Origin of the sequence: Nocardia sp. CNY236 (genome assembly GCF_000482385.1) — a bacterium.
GTDB lineage: Bacteria > Actinomycetota > Actinomycetes > Mycobacteriales > Mycobacteriaceae > Nocardia.
In genome coordinates, this window is record NZ_KI519395.1 from 41,646 (window position 1) to 61,147 (window position 19,502).

The 19,502-nt window shown below is 64.9% G+C and carries 18 protein-coding genes; 3 read left to right on the forward strand and 15 right to left on the reverse strand.

Annotated features, from left to right (window positions below):
- The 10 genes from K940_RS33330 to ligD form a co-directional block, all read right to left on the reverse strand.
- A partial coding sequence (locus K940_RS33330; protein ID WP_036530178.1) for a hypothetical protein occupies window positions 1-858 on the reverse strand: 858 nt, incomplete at its 3' end.
- On the reverse strand, window positions 855-1,229 hold the full coding sequence (locus tag K940_RS0124365; RefSeq protein WP_028479614.1) for a hypothetical protein: 375 nt from the start codon (window positions 1,227-1,229) through the stop codon (window positions 855-857). The genes K940_RS0124365 and K940_RS33330, both read right to left, overlap by 4 nt.
- 93 nt (window positions 1,230-1,322) lie before the next feature.
- On the reverse strand, window positions 1,323-2,027 hold the full coding sequence (locus K940_RS0124370) for an ESX secretion-associated protein EspG (RefSeq protein WP_028479615.1): 705 nt from the start codon (window positions 2,025-2,027) through the stop codon (window positions 1,323-1,325).
- A 55-nt stretch (window positions 2,028-2,082) separates the two neighbouring features.
- Window positions 2,083-3,177: a methyltransferase gene (locus K940_RS0124375; RefSeq protein ID WP_028479616.1), complete on the reverse strand. Its 1,095-nt coding sequence runs from the start codon at window positions 3,175-3,177 to the stop codon at window positions 2,083-2,085.
- A 47-nt stretch (window positions 3,178-3,224) separates the two neighbouring features.
- Window positions 3,225-4,094: a MerR family transcriptional regulator gene (locus K940_RS30225; protein WP_369797537.1), complete on the reverse strand. Its 870-nt coding sequence runs from the start codon at window positions 4,092-4,094 to the stop codon at window positions 3,225-3,227.
- Window positions 4,095-4,202: 108 nt separating this feature from the next.
- Window positions 4,203-5,675, reverse strand: a complete 1,473-nt coding sequence (locus K940_RS0124385; protein WP_028479617.1) for an NAD(P)/FAD-dependent oxidoreductase — start codon at window positions 5,673-5,675, stop codon at window positions 4,203-4,205.
- Between the two features lie 13 nt (window positions 5,676-5,688).
- Entirely contained in the window at window positions 5,689-6,615 is a 927-nt protein-coding gene (locus K940_RS0124390; protein WP_028479618.1) for a reductase, read from the reverse strand.
- 1 nt (window position 6,616) lies between these two features.
- The gene (locus K940_RS0124395) at window positions 6,617-7,513 is read right to left on the reverse strand and encodes an SDR family oxidoreductase (RefSeq protein ID WP_028479619.1); all 897 of its coding nucleotides are present in this window, start codon (window positions 7,511-7,513) and stop codon (window positions 6,617-6,619) included.
- Window positions 7,514-7,841: 328 nt separating this feature from the next.
- Entirely contained in the window at window positions 7,842-8,792 is a 951-nt protein-coding gene (locus K940_RS0124400; protein WP_028479620.1) for a D-isomer specific 2-hydroxyacid dehydrogenase family protein, read from the reverse strand.
- A gap of 130 nt (window positions 8,793-8,922) precedes the next feature.
- Window positions 8,923-9,906 carry a non-homologous end-joining DNA ligase gene (gene ligD, locus K940_RS30230; RefSeq protein ID WP_051407536.1) on the reverse strand — a complete coding sequence of 328 codons (984 nt, stop codon included), beginning with the start codon at window positions 9,904-9,906 and terminating at the stop codon, window positions 8,923-8,925.
- Window positions 9,907-10,456: 550 nt separating this feature from the next.
- Between ligD and K940_RS0124415 the strand changes: the two genes are divergently transcribed.
- Window positions 10,457-11,200: a class I SAM-dependent methyltransferase gene (locus K940_RS0124415; protein WP_051407511.1), complete on the forward strand. Its 744-nt coding sequence runs from the start codon at window positions 10,457-10,459 to the stop codon at window positions 11,198-11,200.
- Between the two features lie 123 nt (window positions 11,201-11,323).
- Here K940_RS0124415 and K940_RS0124420 read toward each other — a convergent pair whose 3' ends face one another.
- The 5 genes from K940_RS0124420 to K940_RS0124440 all read right to left on the reverse strand — a co-directional run bounded on the left by K940_RS0124420 (window position 11,324) and on the right by K940_RS0124440 (window position 17,082).
- On the reverse strand, window positions 11,324-12,139 hold the full coding sequence (locus K940_RS0124420; protein ID WP_028479622.1) for a MerR family transcriptional regulator: 816 nt from the start codon (window positions 12,137-12,139) through the stop codon (window positions 11,324-11,326).
- A 124-nt stretch (window positions 12,140-12,263) separates the two neighbouring features.
- Window positions 12,264-12,836, reverse strand: a complete 573-nt coding sequence (locus K940_RS0124425) for a hypothetical protein (protein WP_028479623.1) — start codon at window positions 12,834-12,836, stop codon at window positions 12,264-12,266.
- Window positions 12,837-13,039: 203 nt separating this feature from the next.
- Window positions 13,040-15,166 (reverse strand): ATP-dependent DNA helicase RecQ, encoded by a 2,127-nt coding sequence (locus tag K940_RS0124430; protein ID WP_036530241.1) that lies wholly within the window; start codon window positions 15,164-15,166, stop codon window positions 13,040-13,042.
- 33 nt (window positions 15,167-15,199) lie between these two features.
- Window positions 15,200-16,132 carry an alpha/beta fold hydrolase gene (locus tag K940_RS0124435; RefSeq protein ID WP_051407512.1) on the reverse strand — a complete coding sequence of 311 codons (933 nt, stop codon included), beginning with the start codon at window positions 16,130-16,132 and terminating at the stop codon, window positions 15,200-15,202.
- Window positions 16,133-16,206: 74 nt separating this feature from the next.
- Window positions 16,207-17,082 (reverse strand): ribokinase, encoded by an 876-nt coding sequence (locus tag K940_RS0124440; protein ID WP_028479626.1) that lies wholly within the window; start codon window positions 17,080-17,082, stop codon window positions 16,207-16,209.
- A 129-nt stretch (window positions 17,083-17,211) separates the two neighbouring features.
- On the opposite strand from K940_RS0124440, the gene K940_RS0124445 reads away from it, so the two are divergent.
- Window positions 17,212-18,477 carry a glutamate-5-semialdehyde dehydrogenase gene (locus K940_RS0124445; RefSeq protein WP_028479627.1) on the forward strand — a complete coding sequence of 422 codons (1,266 nt, stop codon included), beginning with the start codon at window positions 17,212-17,214 and terminating at the stop codon, window positions 18,475-18,477.
- 144 nt (window positions 18,478-18,621) lie between these two features.
- Window positions 18,622-19,500, forward strand: coding sequence for a MoxR family ATPase (locus tag K940_RS0124450; protein ID WP_028479628.1), 879 nt, complete (start codon window positions 18,622-18,624; stop codon window positions 19,498-19,500).
- Window positions 19,501-19,502: the final 2 nt, after the last annotated feature.

Below are 19,502 nucleotides of genomic sequence, written 5' to 3' on the forward strand. Positions count from 1 at the left end.
TTGGGGCTCGGTGGGGCTGGGAATCGGGGGTGGCGTCGATGGGGTGGGCTCTGGAATCCGCGGTACCGGCGGGGGTGTGGATGCCGGTGGGGGCGTGGGCGATGGAGCGTGTTCGGTTGGCGCTGGCGGGGTCTGTTCGGCGTTGTGGTCGCGGCGCTCCGCCGATTCGGCGTCGTCGTTCTGCGGTACGGACGGTGTCGGCGGGGATGGTGTGGGAGGTGTCGTGTCCGGCTTCGGCGGACTGTCCGGCTGGGCGCCCTCGGGTATCGAGTGCCCCGATCGGGTAGGTCCGCCTGCCGGCGGGTCGGAGGGAGTCATGGGGACTTCGGGTGGAGCGGGCAGCGCTGGAACACCGCTCCCGGCTGCGGAATACGCCGGTTTGTAGACCATGTTCATCACCAGTATCGCTTCGTGGCGCAGCGCCTCTTGTGCCATGTGGGCATCTATGACGCCCGCGGCTTCCAAGGCCCTCGCGATGGTGCCGACCGGTCCGGAATCGCCTGGCGGCACCACGGCCAGCTTCACCGCTTCAGCGGCCGCGGCCACTCCGCCGAGCCGGGCACCGACCTGGCCCAGTACCGAGGCCAGTTCATCGACCGAGGCTGCGAAGCTCCGCGCGCTGGCCATGGCTGCCTCGGCGGTGGCGCCCTGCCAATCCATGGAATTCATCACGCGGTCCACTGCGTCGCGGGTGAGTGGGAACGATGTAGTGAGTGCCCCGGCGACTTCCAGCCAGGTCGTGGAGGCGTGCAGTATCGAGGCGGCATCGATCTGTTGGGCCTTGGTGTAGATCTCTTCGTGCCGCATCGACTCGAAATGCTCCATCGAGTTGATGTAGACGGGATCAGGTCCGGTCATCGCGGCAGCCTTGTCTCGACCGTGCGCAGGGCGGCGGCGCTCGCGGCATCGGCCTCTTCGAGAAGTCCACCGCTGATCAGGAATGCTTCTTTCATCCGGTAGGCCGCCTCGATGTAGTGGTCGAGCAGGGCCGCCGCGTCGCGCGCTTTGTGCTGGAAGCCGGCCTGGAGTTGTTGTGCGGAGACGAAGCCGCCGAATCCTCCTGATTCCGAGGCTGTTTCGAGACGCTGCTGTAAATAGAGCAGTCGATCGGCCTGCCGGTGGTACAGCTCCGCGCACCTGCGTGCGGCCGCTGGATCGAACTGGACGGTCCCGGCCTGCGCCGCCTGCTTGAATCGGGCGATATCGGCTCGGCTGGTCTCGATCGTCATCGTGGCACCCCTGAGATCGGTCGGTCCGACCCAGACTAACCGTAAGCACGGTGCCAGTCAGCTGTAGGTAGTGTGCGTAGCAGTCGACCTCGGTCAGCGCGGAATCCGTTTCTGCAGGTGACCGGCGATCTGTTCGGCCGAGGCCGGTGTGATGCGCACCTCATCGTCGGCTCGTATCAGGTAGCGTCCGTCGTTGTGCACATCGATCCATGTGTAGTGGACGGGTGCGGGGGGAACAGCACGATCCAGCCGTGGTTCGATTCTGATATGCCCTTGTGCGGCGTGCGGTTTCAGCAAGAGTCGGCGGATCCGGGCCGCGGCCGATTGTGCCGTCGGTGCTGCCTCCTCGTCGCGTACGGCGTAGCCGGCGGCGGCCCGAGCGGGTTCTTTGCCAGGCGGCGATTTCGGCAGCAGGGCCACGATTCGCCTGCCCAGTTTGGTGCTGTGCCCGATCGAAATTCGGATGCGGTCGCCGAATTCCGGAGTCGGTCCCGGTTCCTGCACAGCAAGTACGGCACGGTCGTAGATCGTGCCGGCCAGCAGGCGAAGTTCGCCGCCGGGCCGATCCGTGCTGCCGATGACCACGATCCTGGTGTGTGGTTCGGCGAGAATTCGTAGGCATGCGGAAAGGTCCGGATCGCCGCCGTGCGGTAGCCGTTCGGCCAGAGCGGCAGTGAGCGTCTCGGCGTCGTGCTCGGTGCCCGGTGTCTCCAGTATTCGCAGCGGATACGGCGGACGATCGACGTCGGTCTCGCGCCAGACATGGACGAATTCGTCCGGCGTGAAAGTCCAGTTCATGGCCGAATCACATCCTCATCGAACGCACCAATGCTGCTCGTAGCCTAGGCGGTATTCAGCTCGGCCGGGCTTCGATCACATGCACCGGTGATGTGGTCGGCACCTGCTGGAGCAGCGTGAACCCATGGTGGGCAAGGAGTTCTCGATAGCCGGACAGTGTTCGTTCCCGGCCCGTGACCTGTACCAACATCTCGAGGTCGAGTACTTTGCCGAAGTGTGGGCGGGAGTGGCCGGGGAGAATCGTTTCGAGGAGCAATAACCGTGCATGGGGGGACATTGCGGCGCGCAACGTGTCCAGGATGCGGCCGGCATCCCGATCGTTCCAGTCGTGCACGATGTATTTGAGGATGTAGGCGTCTCCCCCCTCGGGGACACGGTCGAAGAACGACCCGCTTTCGACCGCGCAGCGGTCGGTGAGGCCGAGTTCTTCGATCCGGCGGGGCGCAGAGCGCACGACATCGGGCAGGTCGAACAGGATTCCGCGCGATTCTGGCGTATGGCGCAGTATTTCGGTGAGAACGGTCCCGGTGCCGCCAGCCACATCGACGATGGTCTCGTAGCGGCCGAAATCGTAGGCCGCGAGCAGTGGTTTCAGGGCGAGTGTGTCCATGCTGGCCATCGCTCGGTCGAAGAGTTCGCCGAATTCGCGGTCGCGCTGCAGGTAGTCGAACAACGGCATACCGCGTACTCGCTCGGCGGCGGGCTCACCGGACCGGATGCTTTCGACCAGGTACGACCAGTGATCGCGGTGCATCGGTGAACCGAATAGCAGCACCGCGTCGCGCAACGTCACTTCCGCGTCCCGCCGCAGCGGCTGCGCCATCGGTGTCAGCGCATACCGGCCGTCGCGCTGTTGGGTGAAGATGCCGTAGCTGGTCAGCAGCCGCAGCAGTCGTTGCAAGGCGTCCTCGTCGGCGCCGACCGCGGCGGCGAGTTCCGCAGCCGAGCGCGGTTCGTCGGCCAGCTCATCGGCGACGCCGAGCGTCGCAGCGGCATGAATTGCTTGGGAGATCCACCCACCGGTGACCAGCTCGAGCAGGGCGACATGCCCTGGTACGAGTGCGCGCACAGCGACGGTCAAGGCGCCTCGGATCGTTTCGGCGGCCCAGCGCAGGGGCAGTGGCGGTATGCTCGGCCGGACGAAAGCCATGATCGGCTCCATTCCTCGAGGTCGGCACTCCAGGCTCGCGCAGAAGTCTACGACGTCGACGGCCGGACCGGTGGCACACGCGGGCGTGTGTCCTGCATCGGGCGGTGGGTTCGGTTTCGTTCCACGGCCGGGCCGGCAGGTCGGACGTCGGGACCGGAATCGGTACGTGCACGCTCTCGGTCGACGGCGGTGGCGAGATAGTCTCCGAGTTCTCGCCGAAGCGTCGTATCGAGTGAACGGGCGAGCGTGGCGTGCACCGAGGTGACCGCCAGGGTGCGCATCTTGGTGAGCATCGTCGTGGTGTCGGCGATTTCAGTGCTGGTGTCGGGCATCCAGCCGGGTCCGTGTTCATCGATGATGTGCTGTTTGGCCGCGGTGATCATGATGTGCGCGATGTCATCGATTCGGTCGGCCACTTCGGCGTAGATCTGGATCAGTGTGCGCAGCTCGAGGCCGTACTCGTGGAGTTCGGCAAAGGCGGTCAGCAGCTGAGTTTCGGCGAATACCACGGTGTCGCCCTCGACCCGAACCAGCTTCATCTCGCGCAGGCGCCCGACCAATTCCTCGGCCTCGACGCCCAGGATGGTGTCGATCAGTTCATGCGGCACCTCGAAGGGATCGTCCCTGGCCCAGGACGCCGCTACGGCATGTTGCAGTCCGAGTACCTCGGTCAAGTCCTTGCCGGTCTCCCAGCTGGTGATGAAGTCCGCGATATGCGCCGTGGTGAAGCCGCGTTGCAGAAGTGCGTCGATCAAACGCAGCCGCTCCACGTGCGAGTCGTCGTAAATGCTGGCCCGGCCGTCTCTCCCGGCCGGTGGGGGTAGCAGTCCACGTTCCTGGTAGGCGCGCACATTGCGGGTGGTGGTCCCCGCGGCCCGCGCGAGATCGTCGATTCGGTATGCCGGCGTCGACCTCACCTCCCCTGTCCCGCGGTGTTTTCGATCGGTGGCGTGCTGCATTCGGTGTATCGAAGTCTATCGTCCGCACCGACAGTTCATTGGCTGAGCAGACGCGATCCGAGGTGGCTACTGGCCGGCAGTCGACTCGACGAGCAGGTAGTCGTCCAGATCGACCGAGCGCAAGTGGTGGACGTACTGAGTGGCGAACCCCGGATACATGGTGGGATTGAACCGGTCCTCGGTGAGATACCAACTACGACAGCCCGAGTTCCATGTGGTCGCAGCCAGCCGGCGCTGGATAGCGGCGTTGTACCGATCCTGGCGATCTCGACGGACGTCGAGCATTCGAAGATTCCGTTCCAGGATCGTTCCGACTGCGCGGACGAGGTAGTCGAGTTGCGCTTCCAGATAGACGAATGCCGAGTTGTGGCCCGGTCCGGAATTGGGTCCGAAGGTGAGGAACAGGTTCGGATACCCCGACACTGCGACGCTCTTGTACGCGTAGGCCCCGCGTGCCCATTCCTCGGCGAGGAGCCGTCCATCTCGCCCGACCACCGGGATCGGTGTCCCTGCCTTCGACACGTCGAATCCGGTTGCGAACACGATGCAATCCGCACGGTGTTCCACACCTTCGGCAGTGCGAATACCCTCTTCGCAGATCCGAGCGATCGGCCAGGTGATCAGCGTACAATTGGCGCGCTGCAACGCAGGGTAGTACTCGTCGCTCAGCAGAAGGCGCTTGCAGCCGGCGCGAAAGTTCGGAGTGAGTTGGCGGCGAAGCCAGGGATCTTCGACTTGTCTGCGCAGCTGCGCAGTGCCGACCAACTCCACCGCGCGGGTCAGCGGCGAATTCCACACCACGCCCACGGCGACCGACTCGTGCCCGTAGAACCACGCGTGGCGGGCCAGTCGTTCGGCGAGGGGAACCTTGCGGTACAGCTGCTTGACCAGGTTATTGGTGCGCCGGTTGATGCGCGGCAGTACCCAGCCCGGGGTGCGTTGGAACACCTTCACCGTGGCGGCTGTGTCGACCAGTTCGGGGATGATCTGCACCGCACTGGCCCCAGTGCCGATGACGGCGACGCGCTTGTCGGTGAAGTCGTAGTCGTGATCCCATCGGGCACTGTGGATCTTGCGTCCGCGGTAGGTGTCGATGCCTCGAATATCGGGGAGGCTGGGGTTCGCCAGTGGCCCCGCCGCCAGCACGACGGAGCGCGCCAGCATCGCGAGTGCACGTCCCTCGAGGGTGATCTGCCAGACTCCTGTCCGCTCGTCGAAAGCGAGGCCGGTGACGTTGTGCCCGAGCCTGATATACGGCCGGAGTCGGTGCTCGGTGACCAGCGCATGGAGGTAGTCCAGGATCTCGGCGCTGCCGGAGTAGGTATGCGTCCAGTTGGGGTTCGGTGCGAAGCTGTAGCAGTACAGGCGCGACGGAATATCGCACGCCGCACCGGGATAGGTGTTGTCCCGCCAGGTCCCCCCGATCGTGGCGGCACGCTCCACGATCATGAAATTGTGGATGCCGTGCTGCTGTAGCCGGATCGCCGCGCCGATGCCGGCGAATCCGGCGCCGATGATGGCGACATCGAGGGTGTGCATGCCATGGTCCTTGCTAGGCGGCGGGTTCGTAGGTCAGTTCCTTCGACCATGTCGGGTCGTGGCGCAGCAGCCGTCGTGGCACTCGAGCGGTGATCTTCACCAGCGTGTCGGCGAGCAGGTGGTAAGGATGATTACGGTCGATCACCCAGCTGCCATGTGTCTTGACAATCTGGTACATCGGAAGTCGACGGACGAATGGGCTGCGTTCGCCGACATTCGCATACCGCTCGAGCGCGCGGTACAGCTTCTGTTCGTCGACGCCCATCTCGACGATGTTGTCGCGCATCTTGTTCAGTAGCGGCACATAGCTCAGCACGCCGATGAGAAACGAAGGATTGGCCCAGCCGCCGACCAGATCGATGAGCAGCTTGCGCATGCGCGCATGGCCGAGCAGATCCATTACCGCGAAATCGACTGCCAAGTGACGTGATTCGTCGGCATTGATCTTCTTGAAGGTCTCCTGGCAGACCGGGTCGTCGATCTCGTCCATGACGAACTTGATCAGCGCCCCGTCCAGCGCGACCTCGAGCATCGGGATCACTGTGCCCAGGAACGACAGCGACATGTCGTCGGAGTACTTGTCCAGGAAGTCGATCACCAGTTTGACGTTCACGTTCGGCTGCGGGATCTCGTCCCCGTCGAGCATGCCCCACCGGTGCATCAGAGCCAGTTCTGCATTGGCGTGGCGCTGTTCCTCGGCGTGGAAGTATCGGTAGATTTCGCGCAGGGTGTCGTTCGGCGCTTTCGTGGCCATTGCCGCGAAGCCGCGCGCGCCGACATTCTCGATCCACACCAGATCGGCCATGAACGGCCGCAGCCGCGTGTGGAGGTCCGGTTCGATCAGGTCGGCGCCTGGTGCTCCCCAGTCGATGTCGGCCAGGGCCCACTGACGGTCCTTGATCTTGCGCAACATGTCCTCGAAGTCGAGTGTGGTGGACATATCAGACTCCGGTCGGGTCGGTGACCGCCGGGCGGTCGACGGTGTTCGAGTCGTTCTGCGGCAGTAGCCGTTTCAACAACCCGAGAACGAAGGTGTATCCGGCTGGAAAAGACCGCTTGAGCAGCCAGATAGCACGCGCGTCGAGTTGGGGAACGACATAGAGTTGGCCGCGGTCGTGTGCGTCCAGCGCCGTGCGCGCGATGCGTGCGGGCGAGTGGCTGGACCTGCGCATGAGGAAATCGGCCACCTGAGCTGATTCGGCGGTGATCCGGCCGTCGCGCGCGACGTTGGTCTGGACGAAGGTCGGACACAGGACGGTGACCGCGACCCCGGTGCCGTTCAGTTCCGCGGACATCGTTTCCGACAAGGACAGCACGCCCGCCTTGGACACGTTGTAGGCGGCCATGGTCGGCGCGGCGGCGAAGCCGGCAGCCGAGGAAACATTGATGATTCCGCCCCGCCCTGCCTTGCGCAGTCGCGGTGCGAATATCTCGCAGCCGTGGACAACGCCCCACAGATTGGTATCCAATGCCCATTGCCAGTCATCGAATCCGATCCGGCCCACGGGTTTACCGCCGATACCGACCCCCGCATTGTTGATCACCAAGTCGACCGGACGGTCGAACAAGGTATCGGCGAAACGGGCGAGCGCTGCCACGTCCTCGTGACGTGTCACGTCGCAACGGAACGCGTATGCGACGCCGGGATACGTGCGTTCTATGAGCGCCACCGTGTCGTCGGCGCGCTGTTCATCGCGATCGGCACAGACCACTCGACCACCGCGGGCGGCGATTTCGCAGGCGAAGGCTCGTCCGATGCCGCTGCCCGCGCCGGTGACCACTGCGCGTGCGCCGTGTGTCCGTCGAGATCGATCCGTCGGTCTGTTCAACCCGAACATGGCCTGTGCCCTTCCGTCCACGGCACAACCGCGCCGTCGTCGCTGCGAAACCGGCGGCAAGGCCGAGGGCTCGAGCTCTCCGACGATGAGAGGCCTGGCCGCCGCAGCCGTGGCGACATGTGCCCTACGCGCAGGACGTGCCGGACTACCGGGCGAACGAGGTCCGCACCGACCTTGTCGTACACCAAGAGTCAGCTACCAATGTGCCAATTGTCAATGGCACATTGGTAAAAGGGTGATCAAGAAGCGCAGGTGGATTCGGCGTGTGCCGGCGCTCATTCGTCTCGGGGTAGTGCACCGATGCGGGAACGGCAGGTACCGCGGTGGATCAATATCCGCGTACCAGCTCGATCGGCGCTAGTAGATCGCGCTCGCCGACGAAGCGCGCAACGTTGGCGGCGACATGGTCGGCGAAGGCCGCGAACCGCAGTTGAGGCGGGTTCGAATCGTGGGGCGTGACGATCGCATTCGGCAGTACCCAGAGTGGATGGCCGTCCGGGAGAGGTTCGGGGTCGGTGACGTCGAGTCCAGCCCCGCCGATGGCGCCCGAGGCGAGCGCGGCCACCAACGCGTCGGTGTCGACGAGGCTGCCACGTGCGACATTGACGATCCAGGAAGACGGTTTGAGTCTGGCGAGCTCCTCCGTGCCGATGAGATGCTCGGTGGCCGGTGTGGCAGGCGCGGCGATGACCACGTGATCGGTGCGCGGCCAGATCCGGCCCAAGTGGTCGGCGGAGAATGTCTCGACCGTCTCTGGTATCCCGCGCCCGGTGACGGGTCGCCCGCTGCGATTCACCGCGATCACATGCGCGCCGAGTGGAAGTAGCATCGGGATCAGCGCCCGACCGATACCGCCCGCCCCGACGATCGTCACCGTCTTACCGCGCAACGTGCCGACATGTGGAAAGAAGTCCTGCTGGCGCCACCCGCTGGCGCGCAGCTGTTCGGGCAGGTAGCGAATGCCCGCGAGCAGCAGCATGAGCGCGTGTTCGGCCACGCTGGCGGCGAAAGCGCCTGCAGCGGAGGTGAAACGAACCTCGGGATGTTCGGCGATGATCCCCGCAGCAAACCAATCCTCCACACCGGCGGCGGGCAATTGGACCCACTGCACTGTGGACGGTAATGCATGGGGGAACTCGTCGGGGCTGCCGGTCCAGATCAGCGCGCGCGCTTCTTCGAGCGCAGACAGAACTGCACCCCCCTCCAGCACCGCCTTCTCCAATAGGGTTGCGGGAGGTTCGCTGGGGCCGATTGCGATCGGGATTGCCGGCCGGCTCATGGATGACCTCCTCCGTGCGGTAGAGCATGTTCGAAGCAGGCGAACAGCAGTTCGTGTTGCTGCTGTGACCGTAACATCGCGGCACGAGCGGCGCGCCAGGCCCTGTCGTCCGCACAACGATGCGAACGTCCTAGTCGTCCGGATACGCCGGTACGTCGGGATCGCTGGACCTCGTGTCGTGGTGGTTCGCTCTGTCACTCCATTCCAGCAGCGGTTCCAGGTCGAAGACCGCGCTGTCGATGCCTGCATGGAGATCGCCGAGTTCGGCCACACGCACGGGGACGGTGGACAGGGTGAACTCGCGGGGATCGACCCGGTCGATCTCGTGCCAGCTCACCGGAGTGGAAACCGTCGCGGTGGGTACACCGCGCACCGAGTAGGCGGCGGCCATCGTGTGGTCGCGCGCGTTCTGGTTGTAGTCCACGAACAGCAGAGCCGGATCCCGGTCTCGACGCCACCACGCGGTGGTCACATCCTTGGGTGCGCGGCGTTCGACCTCCCGAGCGAAGGCGAGTGCCGCTCGGCGCACATCGTGGAATCCCCAGTGTGGCGCGATGCGGACATAGATGTGGAGTCCGCTCCCCCCGGATGTCTTCGGCCAGCCCACTGCGCCGATCTCATCGAGCACCTCGTGGACGACGCTGGCCACCCGCTGCACTCGGTTCCACGGGCAGTCGGGCATCGGATCGAGGTCGATGCGCCACTCGTCGGGCCGTTCGGTGTCCGCCGCGCGGGAGTTCCATGGATGGAACTCGATTGTCGACATTTGCACCGCCCAGATCACATCTGCCAGTTCGGCGACACAAAGCTCATCGGCGGACCTGCCGTAGCGTGGGAAGTGCACCCGGGTGGTCGGAACCCAGTCCGGGGCGCCGGCTGGCAGCCGCTTCTGGTGTACTTTGCCGCCGGGCAGGCCTCGTGGGAATCGGTGCAGCATGCAGGGCCGATCGCGTAGTGCGTTCACGATGCCGTCTCCGACGCTCAGGTAGTACTGCACCAGGTCGAGCTTGGTTGCGCCGATCTGCGGAAAGTAGACCCGGTCGGGATGGGAAATGCGAATGCTGTGGTCGCCGACCCCGAGTTCGATTGCCGGTGCTGTGGATTTTCCGGCCACCTGGTGCCCCTGTCTTGGAAAGTCACTGCGCGGAAAGGCTTCTCGGCTGCCGTCAGCGGCTGTTCGGTAGGTGAATTCGCTCGGGTGGAAGCCGAGCACACCCTCGAATCGCCGACCGTCTACTCGGGACAACGGTTACCCCGACCATACATCCGGGCGGGCCGTATGACCGGACTCATTCCTGCGCGTCGCCACAATCGGTGACGCCAGCCGGGTGGTGGGCAATGTCCAGACCGCGCTGCTGCAGCCGCTCACGAACTCGGGGGGTCGAGCCCGGCGGTGGTCGTTTCGGTCGACATGCGATGTTCGCGGCTGCGACGGCCGTCCAATCCGATGCTGCACAGCAGTATTGGCGCATGGACTTTGTTCACGTGAACAAAGTCGATCGGTGTTCACTGTGCGCGCATGCTGTTCCGCCGGAAATTTCCATCTATGAAAACTGGAAAGAGATTGTCAGTGCTCATAAAATAGCGAGATACCCCTTTCGGGGTTTTGGGGCCAGATTTCCTGCTTGCTTCCAGGTTGTCGTCACCGAGAATCGAGGTATAGGGTGTCCAGGGAAACTATCGAGCCGGCGTACGAAAAAGTATACAGTGAAGAACGGTCACGCGAGGCGCTGCCGGCGCTGATTCCGTGGGATATCGGTGGTCCACAGCCGGTGGTGCAGGAGTTGGTGGCACATGGGGCCGTGCGTGGCGAGGTGCTCGACCCGGGGACCGGGCCGGGCCACCATGCGATCCATTACGCTTCGAAAGGATACTCCGCCACCGGAATCGACGCCTCACCTGCGGCGATCGAGCGAGCTGAACACAATGCGCGCGTTGCCGAGGTGAGAGTAGACTTCCACCTGGGTGATGTGACCCGACTCGAGGGGTACGAGAATCGATTCGACACCGTCGTCGATTCCGGGTGCTATGACACGTATATGGACGACGAAGATACGCAGATGTCGTACGCGCAGACGTTGCATCGAGTGACCAAACCAGGAGCTCGGCTGTATATGTTCGAATTCGGGCGTCACAACGTCAACGGCGTGCAGTTGTCGGGGCTGTCGGCCGAGAGTTTCGAGCGGGTACTTCCTGCATCGGGCTGGCGTATCGACTATATAGGTACTACGACGTATCGAGACCGCTTGGTCCCTGAGTTCTTCGCATGGCTATTCGAGCAGAGCTATCATGAATGGGCACGGACGATGGAACCGGTGCGAGAGCAATTCCACGTCATCGAACCGTTGTTGGAAGACCACATCGTGCACATACCCTGCTGGGCCGTGCACGCCACACGCATCGACTGATCTGTGGGTGATCCTCTGGGTTGCGGTGCTGCTCTGGTCGTTGTATGTCAGCGATTTCGCTCATATCTTGCCCCAAAGAGGTGTTCGCCGTGCGGTACCGCGGCGGGACCATCGTCGGACTCGTCAGGCGAGCTTGTTCACCGGTTCTTGAAGCTCGGTAACCCACCCGTCGTGGTCGCCTTCGCAACTCAGGCTGATCTCTCGCGGATAGCCGGCCGAGCGGTAGCCATTGGCGTCGATCCAGTGGCCGAGAGCTTGAACCGTGGGCAGAACGGTCTCCATCGAGCCGTGGTGCATGATCGTGGCAGCCTGCTCCACGGGCGGGAGGTCCACGATTCGCAATCGGTCGTCCTCGCCGAGAGGTGCGGTGACTTCGACCCCCGCATGAACGAGGATCCCGCCGTCGGGCGCATCCTCGTAATAGGCGACCGCCGGGCCGGAGGGGGTGATACCCGCAGCCGCCAGATGCCGCAACAGCTCGCCGAAAAGCGGCTGGATGACCGGCGTGATGGCAGTGAAGTCCGGTGCCGATCCGGTCAGTTCGGCCACCCGCACGCTCGGCAGGGTCTTGAGCACGACGTCGTTGCTGGGCATCTGCCCCTCGCTTTCGATCGAGCGGAGCCTCGCCTCGACCTGGGTCAGCCGGGCCGCTGTCGTGGTCATCGACGTTTCCAGCTCGGCGCGACGCAGCCGGAGCATCGCGCGCAGCTCCTCGGCGGTGACCTTCTCGTCCAGAATTTGTTGGACCTGCAGAAGGGTGAAACCGAGATCCTTGAGTGCGATGACGCGGTTGAGGCGTGCCAGTTGGGCCGCGGTGTAGAAGCGGTATCCGGTGGCCGGGTCGACGCGGGCAGGTCGCAGGAGGCCGGTTGTGTCGTAGTGACGCAGCATCCGGACCGAGACGCGGCCGTGCCGGGCGAAGTCTCCGATGGTGAACATGGTGCCTCCTAGTAGACCGTCTGACACGGTGTGAGGGTCAACACCACACCCGGATTCCCGGCAATACCGTGAGCGGGTCGGTGTCCGTCGCTCAGGTGCGGCGGCGGACGATGCCGTCTCGCGCTCAGGAGGGGAACACGGACGCAACCAGGCCCATGACAATCGTGGTCACAGACAGTCCTCCCGTCCCGAACGCCGCGGCGAGCGCAAAGCCGATCAGTACATCGTCGACAGTCGGCTCAGGTGGCACAACCATCCTGTTCACCAGTCGGACCCTCTGCGGTACCGCCCAGCCGACCTCGACCGATCCATCGGACCGGGCGGTGAGATCGCCGTACTGGTTGACGATTTCGTTCGGCTTTCCGTCGATGAACGTAGACGTGTCGATGTCCATCGCTCCGAGACTGATGACCCTGTCCTCGATTTCCACCAGAATGCGATAGCTTCGCTTCAGAAACCTTCCACTGCCTGGGGTCACCGTGATCTCACGATCGTTGACGCGCGCGGTGAGGAAGCGCGGATCCCTCGTTCCGATCGGAATGTTCTTCCGAGTTCGAGGACCCGTTCTTTCGATGACGACAACCGTTGAGTCGTCGGACTCGAGTTGTACCGAGACACTGCTATCGGTTGCGGTGATCAAGAGGTTTCCGTAGATCACGCTGTCGGCTACCGCATGTCGGATACGGGAAACTGTCACGTCACTCGCCTTGCGTTCCTAGCCATCGGACACCAATTCGGAATGAGCCGAGTTCAGTCGGACGACCGCCCCTCTGCTGAGATGCTAGCAAACGATCTGGCCTGCAATGTCTTTCGAGGAATTCGTAAACTGTCGTACCACCTCCCGGAGAGACGTGGCATTGTCCGCAGTGATCGATTCCGCCAGCTCTCGTCGTCTCGGCGTCACGTCGGCGTGGCCAATGCGAACGGCAGGACAGCATCGGCGCCCGCTGCTCGTAGTGCACTGGCGGCGACGGTGAACGTCCATCCGGTGTCGGTGACGGTATTCACCAACAGGATCGGTCCTGCCACGTCGGTGAGGTCGGGTACGTCCCACGAGTCGTACAGTCCCGCAACGCGGTGCGCGGAATTCGCCGCAGCCACCGGTAGTCGACCCCGTCGAGTGCGTAGCGTGCCGAGGTCGCGCAAGCGGCCCACCGCGGCAAGGCGTCGAGCCAAGGTCGCGGTGAGCACGGGATTGCGCGTGGATTCCAGCGTGAGTACCGACGTCGGGCGAGTCGCCCAATCCCATTTGCGCAGTACGGTGACACACGCATCGAAGACATCGTCGGGGATGGGTGCGTCCGGTCCATCCAGCAGTGCTCGCAGTCGTGGTCCCCAGGCGAAGTCGGTCAACCGCCCGAGCGTGCGGCCGGTGTTCGCGCCTGCGGTGATTTTGCCGGACAATGGAACGCCGAGCTTCGATACTGCGGTGGGCCACTGCTTTCGGGGCACGATGTCAACGCCGGGCCGCTCGAGCCGCGCCCGGGTCGTGGCGACGACTTGTGTGGCCACGACCGGATCGGGGCGGGTCCCGGTGCAATTGTCACAACGGCCACAGCCCGGCGAATCTGCCGGGTCGGCTGGTAGTTCCGGGTCGTCGAGTTGGCGACGGAGAAACTCCATCCGGCACCCCGCGGTCGTCTGGTAGTCGATCATGGCCTGTTGTTCGGCTGCGCGGGCTACCGACAGGCGTTCGTAGCGTTCGGTCTCGTAGCTCCAGGGGCGACCGGTGGCGATCCATCCACCGCGGACCCGGCGGACCGCGCCGTCCACATCGAGGACCTTCAGCACCATATCCAGCCGGGTACGGTTCAGATCCACCAGTGGTTCCAGTGCCACAGTGGACAACGGACGGTCGGCATCCAGAGCGTCGAGCACTGCCCGCACGATGTGTTCGCGCGGAAAGGCGACCGAGTCGAAGTAGCTCCAGATTCGCTTGTCCTCCGGGCCAGGGAGCAGGACGACATCGGCTCGGTGGGTGCTGCGCCCGGCGCGACCCACCTGTTGGTAGTAGGCGATCGGGGAGGAAGGCGCGCCGATGTGCACCACGAACCCGAGATCGGGTTTGTCGAATCCCATACCGAGAGCGGACGTGGCGACCAGGGCCTTCACCTCGTTGTTCAGTAAGGCGGTCTCCAGCGCCTCGCGTTCGGCGGGGTCGGTCCGACCGGTGTAGGCGGCGACGGCGTGGCCATGCGTGCGCAGGACATCGGCCAGGTCGTGCGCGGCGGCCACAGTCAACGCGTAGACGATGCCGCAGCCCGGCAATCGGTTCAGATACTCGGCGAGCCAGGCCGTGCGGCGCACAGCGTCATCGAAACGCAGCACCGACAGGTGTAGCGACTCGCGATCCAGGGCGCCCCGCAGCACCATCGTGTCGGCGCCGATCTGGGTCGCGATGTCGGTGACCACCCTATCGGTGGCGGTAGCGGTGGTCGCGAGTACCGGGACGTCCGAGCCGAGATCCGCGATCAGCGTGCGGATACGCCGATAGTCCGGCCGGAAATCATGGCCCCAGTCCGATACGCAATGGGCTTCGTCGATCACGACCAGCCCCGCGTCCGCAGCGAGTCGCGGCAGGACGCGGTCGCGGAAGTCGGGATTGTTCAGTCGCTCCGGGCTGACCAACAGCACGTCGACCACGCCCTGGGCAACGCGGGCGTGGATGTCGTCCCATTCGGCGACGTTGCCGGAGTTGATGGTGACGGCCACGATACCGCTGCGCTGCGCGGCGGCCACCTGGTTGCGCATGAGCGCGAGCAACGGTGACACGATCACGGTCGGTCCGTGTCCGGCTGCACGAAGCAGTGCCGCGGCGATGAAGTACACCGCTGATTTGCCCCAGCCGGTGCGCTGCACGACCAGCGCGCGGCGTCGGTGCACGACGAGGGCCGTGATCGCGGTCCACTGGTCTTCGCGCAGGTGTGCGCGCGACCCGGCCATGGCCTGCAGCATGCGCTCCGCATGCGAACGCAGGTCCGGGTGGTCGCCGAGATTGCTCGAAGGGGCATCGGTCGCCGCGGCCATGCGCTCCATCGTGCCCGACTGTCGCCCCCCGGTTCAGGCGGGGCGGGCGCTCGTGGCCGCCAATTCGAGTAGTCGGGCGCGCACCAAGTCCGGCCGCTCTTCGACGATGAAGTGCCCGCAGTCCTCGACGCGTTCGAGCCGATAGTCGTCGGCCTGTGCCGTCTCCTCGGCTGCGAGGGACGGATGGACCGCGGGGTCGTCGACACCGAAGAGTGTGCGAATGGGCATCTGTGCCCGGCGGTGTTCCCCCTGCTTCGCCGCGCGTGGAACTTCACGTACCAAGAAGGTGCGGTAGGTGTTGGTTGCGCTGCGTGCACGAATGGGATCACGGAAGCGATCGGCATAGATGCGAACCACCTCGGGTGGCAATGCGTCGCGATGGCGCGTACCGGCGGCGAAGATCAGCTGTTCCAGGAACCGGGTGTGGCGATGTAGATACTGTCCGAAGGCCGCGATCGGCGGTTGATAGGCCAGTAGGCGCCACGCGTGGGGAAGGATACTGCGCGGGGTCTGCCATGGATGGGCAATATTCAACGCCAGCAGCGCATCGAATCGCTCCGGCCTGCGCAAAACCATGAGGTAGCCGATGTAGCCGCCCCAGTCGTGCCCGACCAGCAGGACGCGGTTCAGGCCGAGCGCGTCGAGCAGTGCGAGTAGATCGGAAGCGACGTCATCCTTTGCCCATCGGTGTGGGGCAGGTCCGGACCAGCCGTATCCGGGTAGGTCCGGTGCGACGATCCGCAGACCATCCGGTGGATCGGCAAGCAAATTGCGGTAGGAGTAGTGATGCTGTGGCCAACCGTGCAGCACCAGGACCGGGCGCCCATCCGGTGGACCGGCCTCCGTGACATGAAAGCGCACGCCGCGCGCGAGGACGAACGATCGCCTCACGCCGGGGATCTCCGGCGGACCGGCTGCCGGATCCGACTCCGGATCGGGAGAGAAGAACGCAGGCCGCCACGGCATATCCTATGGTATCGAGGAGATCGGTGGGAAAGCCAGGCCGGTCCGATGATCCAGCGGCGCGCACAGCGCCGGGGTCACCGCGGTATCAGTGCGTCGATATCGTGTCGGGTGGGGATCGAACTGCTCGCCCCGCGGGAGGTCGTCGCCCATGCTCCGGCTGCGCATGCCCAGGTGAGTGCCCATTCCGGGCCACGATGCCAGGCTGCGGCCAAGGCACCGGTGAACGCGTCGCCGGCACCGGTGGTGTCGACGGTGTCCACTGCCGGACTGGGACGCGACAGCCGTACCCCGTCCGGTCCGCGGTAGACGGCGCCCGCTGCACCCTTGGTCTCGATGACATGCGGAACGGGTTCGAGATCGGCGCCGAGTTGTGCCGCTTCGCCGGAATTCACCACGGCCACCTCGATATCGGCCCAGAATCCAGGGGGCAGTCGCCGCACCGGGGAGGGATTCAGCACAACCACCGTACCGTGCGCACGGGCATGCTGGGCGGCCGCGGCCACCGTGTCGAGCGGAATTTCCAACTGACACAGGAGAATATCGGCAGCAGCGATGACCGCCAGATCGGATTCGGTCAGTTCGGTCATTCGGGAGTTTGCGCCGGCGACGACGATGATGGTGTTCTCCCCGGCGCTGTCGATCACGATCGTGGCGACCCCGCTGGGGCCGGTGACCGTGCGCAACCGGTCCACTCCCACGACGTCCTCGGTGAGCGCCGCCCGGAGTTCGGCGCCGAAGGCATCGTCACCCACCGCTCCCAGGAATTGGGTTCGGCCACCGGCTCGCTGGGCAGCGATGGCCTGATTGGCGCCTTTGCCGCCCGGCACCATGACGAAGTCGGTTCCCAGTACCGTCTCGCCGAGAGCGGGGCGCCGTGCAGTGGTGGTCACCATGTCCATGTTGATGCTGCCGAGGACCGCGATCGCCGGGGTATGTGATGGTGCCGTCATATCGCGGACGGTAGTCGTGGTCGGTCCGGCACACACCGGACCGGCGGGCCAGGCGTCCGCGTCGGACGCCTGGCCCGGGGCCTTCGGCTGATGAAATCGCCGACCCACGTGGTGCGTAGGCTGTTGACCATGACGGTAGGAACGACGACTCAGCCGGATGTCCGTGAGGCGGTGCGCGCGGCTGCACGTCGGGCACGGGTCGCTTCGCGAGCGTTGGCCCGACTGACGACTGCGCAGAAGAACGACGCATTGCACGCGTGCGCAGATGCCGTGCTGGCCGCCGCCGACGAGATACTGGCGGCGAACACCGAGGACATCGTCGCAGCCCGAGCCGGGGGCACCGAAGAGTCGCTACTGGATCGGTTGCGGCTGACGAAGGCTCGAATCGATGGCATCGCCTCGGGCCTTCGGCAGGTAGCCGGTCTGCCCGACCCCGTCGGTGTGGTGGTTCGCGGCTCCACCCTGCCCAACGGCCTGGAGATCAAGCAGGTGCGGGTTCCGCTCGGGGTGATCGGCATGGTGTACGAGGCTCGGCCCAACGTCACCGTCGACGCCTCCGGCCTCGCGCTCAAATCCGGCAACGCGGCGCTGCTGCGCGGGTCGTCGTCGGCGGCGCGTTCCAATGCGGCGCTGGTCATGGTGTTGCGCGAAGCGTTGGCCGCACAGGACATTCCGGCCGATGCCGTCCAGCTTTTGCCGAGTCGAGACCGCTCCAGCGTGACCCACCTGATCCAAGCCCGTGGCTTGGTCGACCTGGTCATCCCCCGGGGCGGCGCCGGCCTGATCGATGCGGTCGTCCGCGATGCACACGTACCCACCATCGAGACCGGCACCGGCAACTGCCACGTCTACGTGCACGCCGCCGCCGACCTGGATATGGCCGAGCAGATTCTGATCAACGCCAAGACTCGGCGCCCCAGCGTGTGCAATACCGCCGAGACTCTGCTCATCGACGCTGCGATCGTCGATACCGCGTTACCGCGGCTCACCGAGGCGCTGCAGCGGCACGGCGTCACGATTCACGGGGATCTGCCCGGCCAGGTTCCTGCAACCGATGTCGATTGGGGTGAGGAGTACCTGTCGTTGGACATCGCGTTGAAAGTGGTGGACGACCTGGACCGCGCCCTCGAGCACATCGACCGATGGGGCAGCGGTCACACCGAGGCCATCGTCACCGGCGATCTGAGTGCGGCGCGTGAATTCACCAGTCGGGTCGATGCCGCTGCCGTGCTGGTGAACGCTTCCACCGCGTTCACCGATGGTGAGCAGTTCGGGTTCGGTGCCGAAATCGGTATCTCGACCCAGAAGCTGCACGCCCGCGGCCCCATGGCTCTGCCCGAACTCACCTCCACCAAGTGGATCGTGTGGGGTGAGGGTCAGATCCGCCTTGTCTGACGCGGGCACGATCCGCCCCCCGTCCGACGCGGGCAAGATCCCCCCGTCCGACGCGGACAATGCGGCTGCGCGCCGACGTCGACTCGGTGTCGTCTCGGCGCTGCCGTAGCGTAGTGGTGGGATCGGAAGGAAAGGTGCCGGGTAGTGTCTGACAGTAAGGGGCAGGAGCCGGTCTTCGCATCGGTGGACAACGTGATCGATCGTTTGGCGGAGACGGGATATCTGGCGGACAAGGCGACTGCCACTTCGGTGTTTCTGGCCGACCGATTGGGCAAGCCGCTGTTGATCGAGGGTCCGGCCGGGGTCGGGAAGACCGAGTTGGCTCGCGCAGTTGCGCAGACCGCTGGCGCGCAGCTGGTTCGCTTGCAGTGCTACGAGGGTGTCGACGAGGCGCGCGCGCTGTACGAATGGAACCACGCCAAACAAATCCTGCGAATCCAGGCTTCCAGCGAGAACGACTGGGAGGAGACGAAGGCCGATGTCTTCACCGAGGAGTTCTTGCTGTCGCGGCCATTGCTGACCGCGATCCGACGTACCGACCCCACGGTGCTGCTGGTCGATGAGACCGACAAGGCCGATGTGGAGATCGAGGGCCTGCTGCTGGAAGTGCTCAGCGATTTCGCGGTGACGGTTCCAGAACTGGGCACCATCACCGCCAGCCGGAGGCCATTCGTCGTGCTCACCTCCAACGCCACCCGCGAACTGTCCGAGGCGCTCAAACGGCGCTGTCTCTACCTGCACTTGGACTTCCCGGACGAGGATCTGGAGCGGCGTATCCTGGCCAGCCGGGTTCCCGAATTGTCGGCCACGGTGGCCGCACAGTTGGTGCGGATCGTGCACGTCCTGCGCGGCATGCAGCTGAAAAAGCTGCCCTCGGTCGCGGAGTCGATCGACTGGGGCCGTACCTTGTTGGCTCTCGGCCTGCACGACCTCGACGACACTGCCGTGCACGCCACACTCGGCGTGGTGCTCAAACATCGAACCGACCATCGGCGTGCGCTGGCCGAGCTGAAACTGGCCTGACC

What these genes read in the sequence shown, in the direction of transcription:
- K940_RS0124420 (WP_028479622.1), bottom strand. Translation starts at nt 12,139, where the DNA reads ATGTTCACCATCGGAGACTTCGCCCGGCACGGCCGCGTCTCGGTCCGG.
- K940_RS0124400 (WP_028479620.1), bottom strand. Translation starts at nt 8,792, where the DNA reads ATGAGCCGGCCGGCAATCCCGATCGCAATCGGCCCCAGCGAACCTCCC.
- K940_RS0124395 (WP_028479619.1), bottom strand. Translation starts at nt 7,513, where the DNA reads ATGTTCGGGTTGAACAGACCGACGGATCGATCTCGACGGACACACGGC.
- K940_RS0124385 (WP_028479617.1), bottom strand. Translation starts at nt 5,675, where the DNA reads ATGCACACCCTCGATGTCGCCATCATCGGCGCCGGATTCGCCGGCATC.
- K940_RS0124375 (WP_028479616.1), bottom strand. Translation starts at nt 3,177, where the DNA reads ATGGCTTTCGTCCGGCCGAGCATACCGCCACTGCCCCTGCGCTGGGCC.
- K940_RS0124445 (WP_028479627.1), top strand. Translation starts at nt 17,212, where the DNA reads ATGACGGTAGGAACGACGACTCAGCCGGATGTCCGTGAGGCGGTGCGC.
- K940_RS0124430 (WP_036530241.1), bottom strand. Translation starts at nt 15,166, where the DNA reads ATGGCCGCGGCGACCGATGCCCCTTCGAGCAATCTCGGCGACCACCCG.
- K940_RS0124390 (WP_028479618.1), bottom strand. Translation starts at nt 6,615, where the DNA reads ATGTCCACCACACTCGACTTCGAGGACATGTTGCGCAAGATCAAGGAC.
- K940_RS0124435 (WP_051407512.1), bottom strand. Translation starts at nt 16,132, where the DNA reads ATGCCGTGGCGGCCTGCGTTCTTCTCTCCCGATCCGGAGTCGGATCCG.
- K940_RS0124365 (WP_028479614.1), bottom strand. Translation starts at nt 1,229, where the DNA reads ATGACGATCGAGACCAGCCGAGCCGATATCGCCCGATTCAAGCAGGCG.
- K940_RS0124440 (WP_028479626.1), bottom strand. Translation starts at nt 17,082, where the DNA reads ATGACGGCACCATCACATACCCCGGCGATCGCGGTCCTCGGCAGCATC.
- K940_RS0124370 (WP_028479615.1), bottom strand. Translation starts at nt 2,027, where the DNA reads ATGAACTGGACTTTCACGCCGGACGAATTCGTCCATGTCTGGCGCGAG.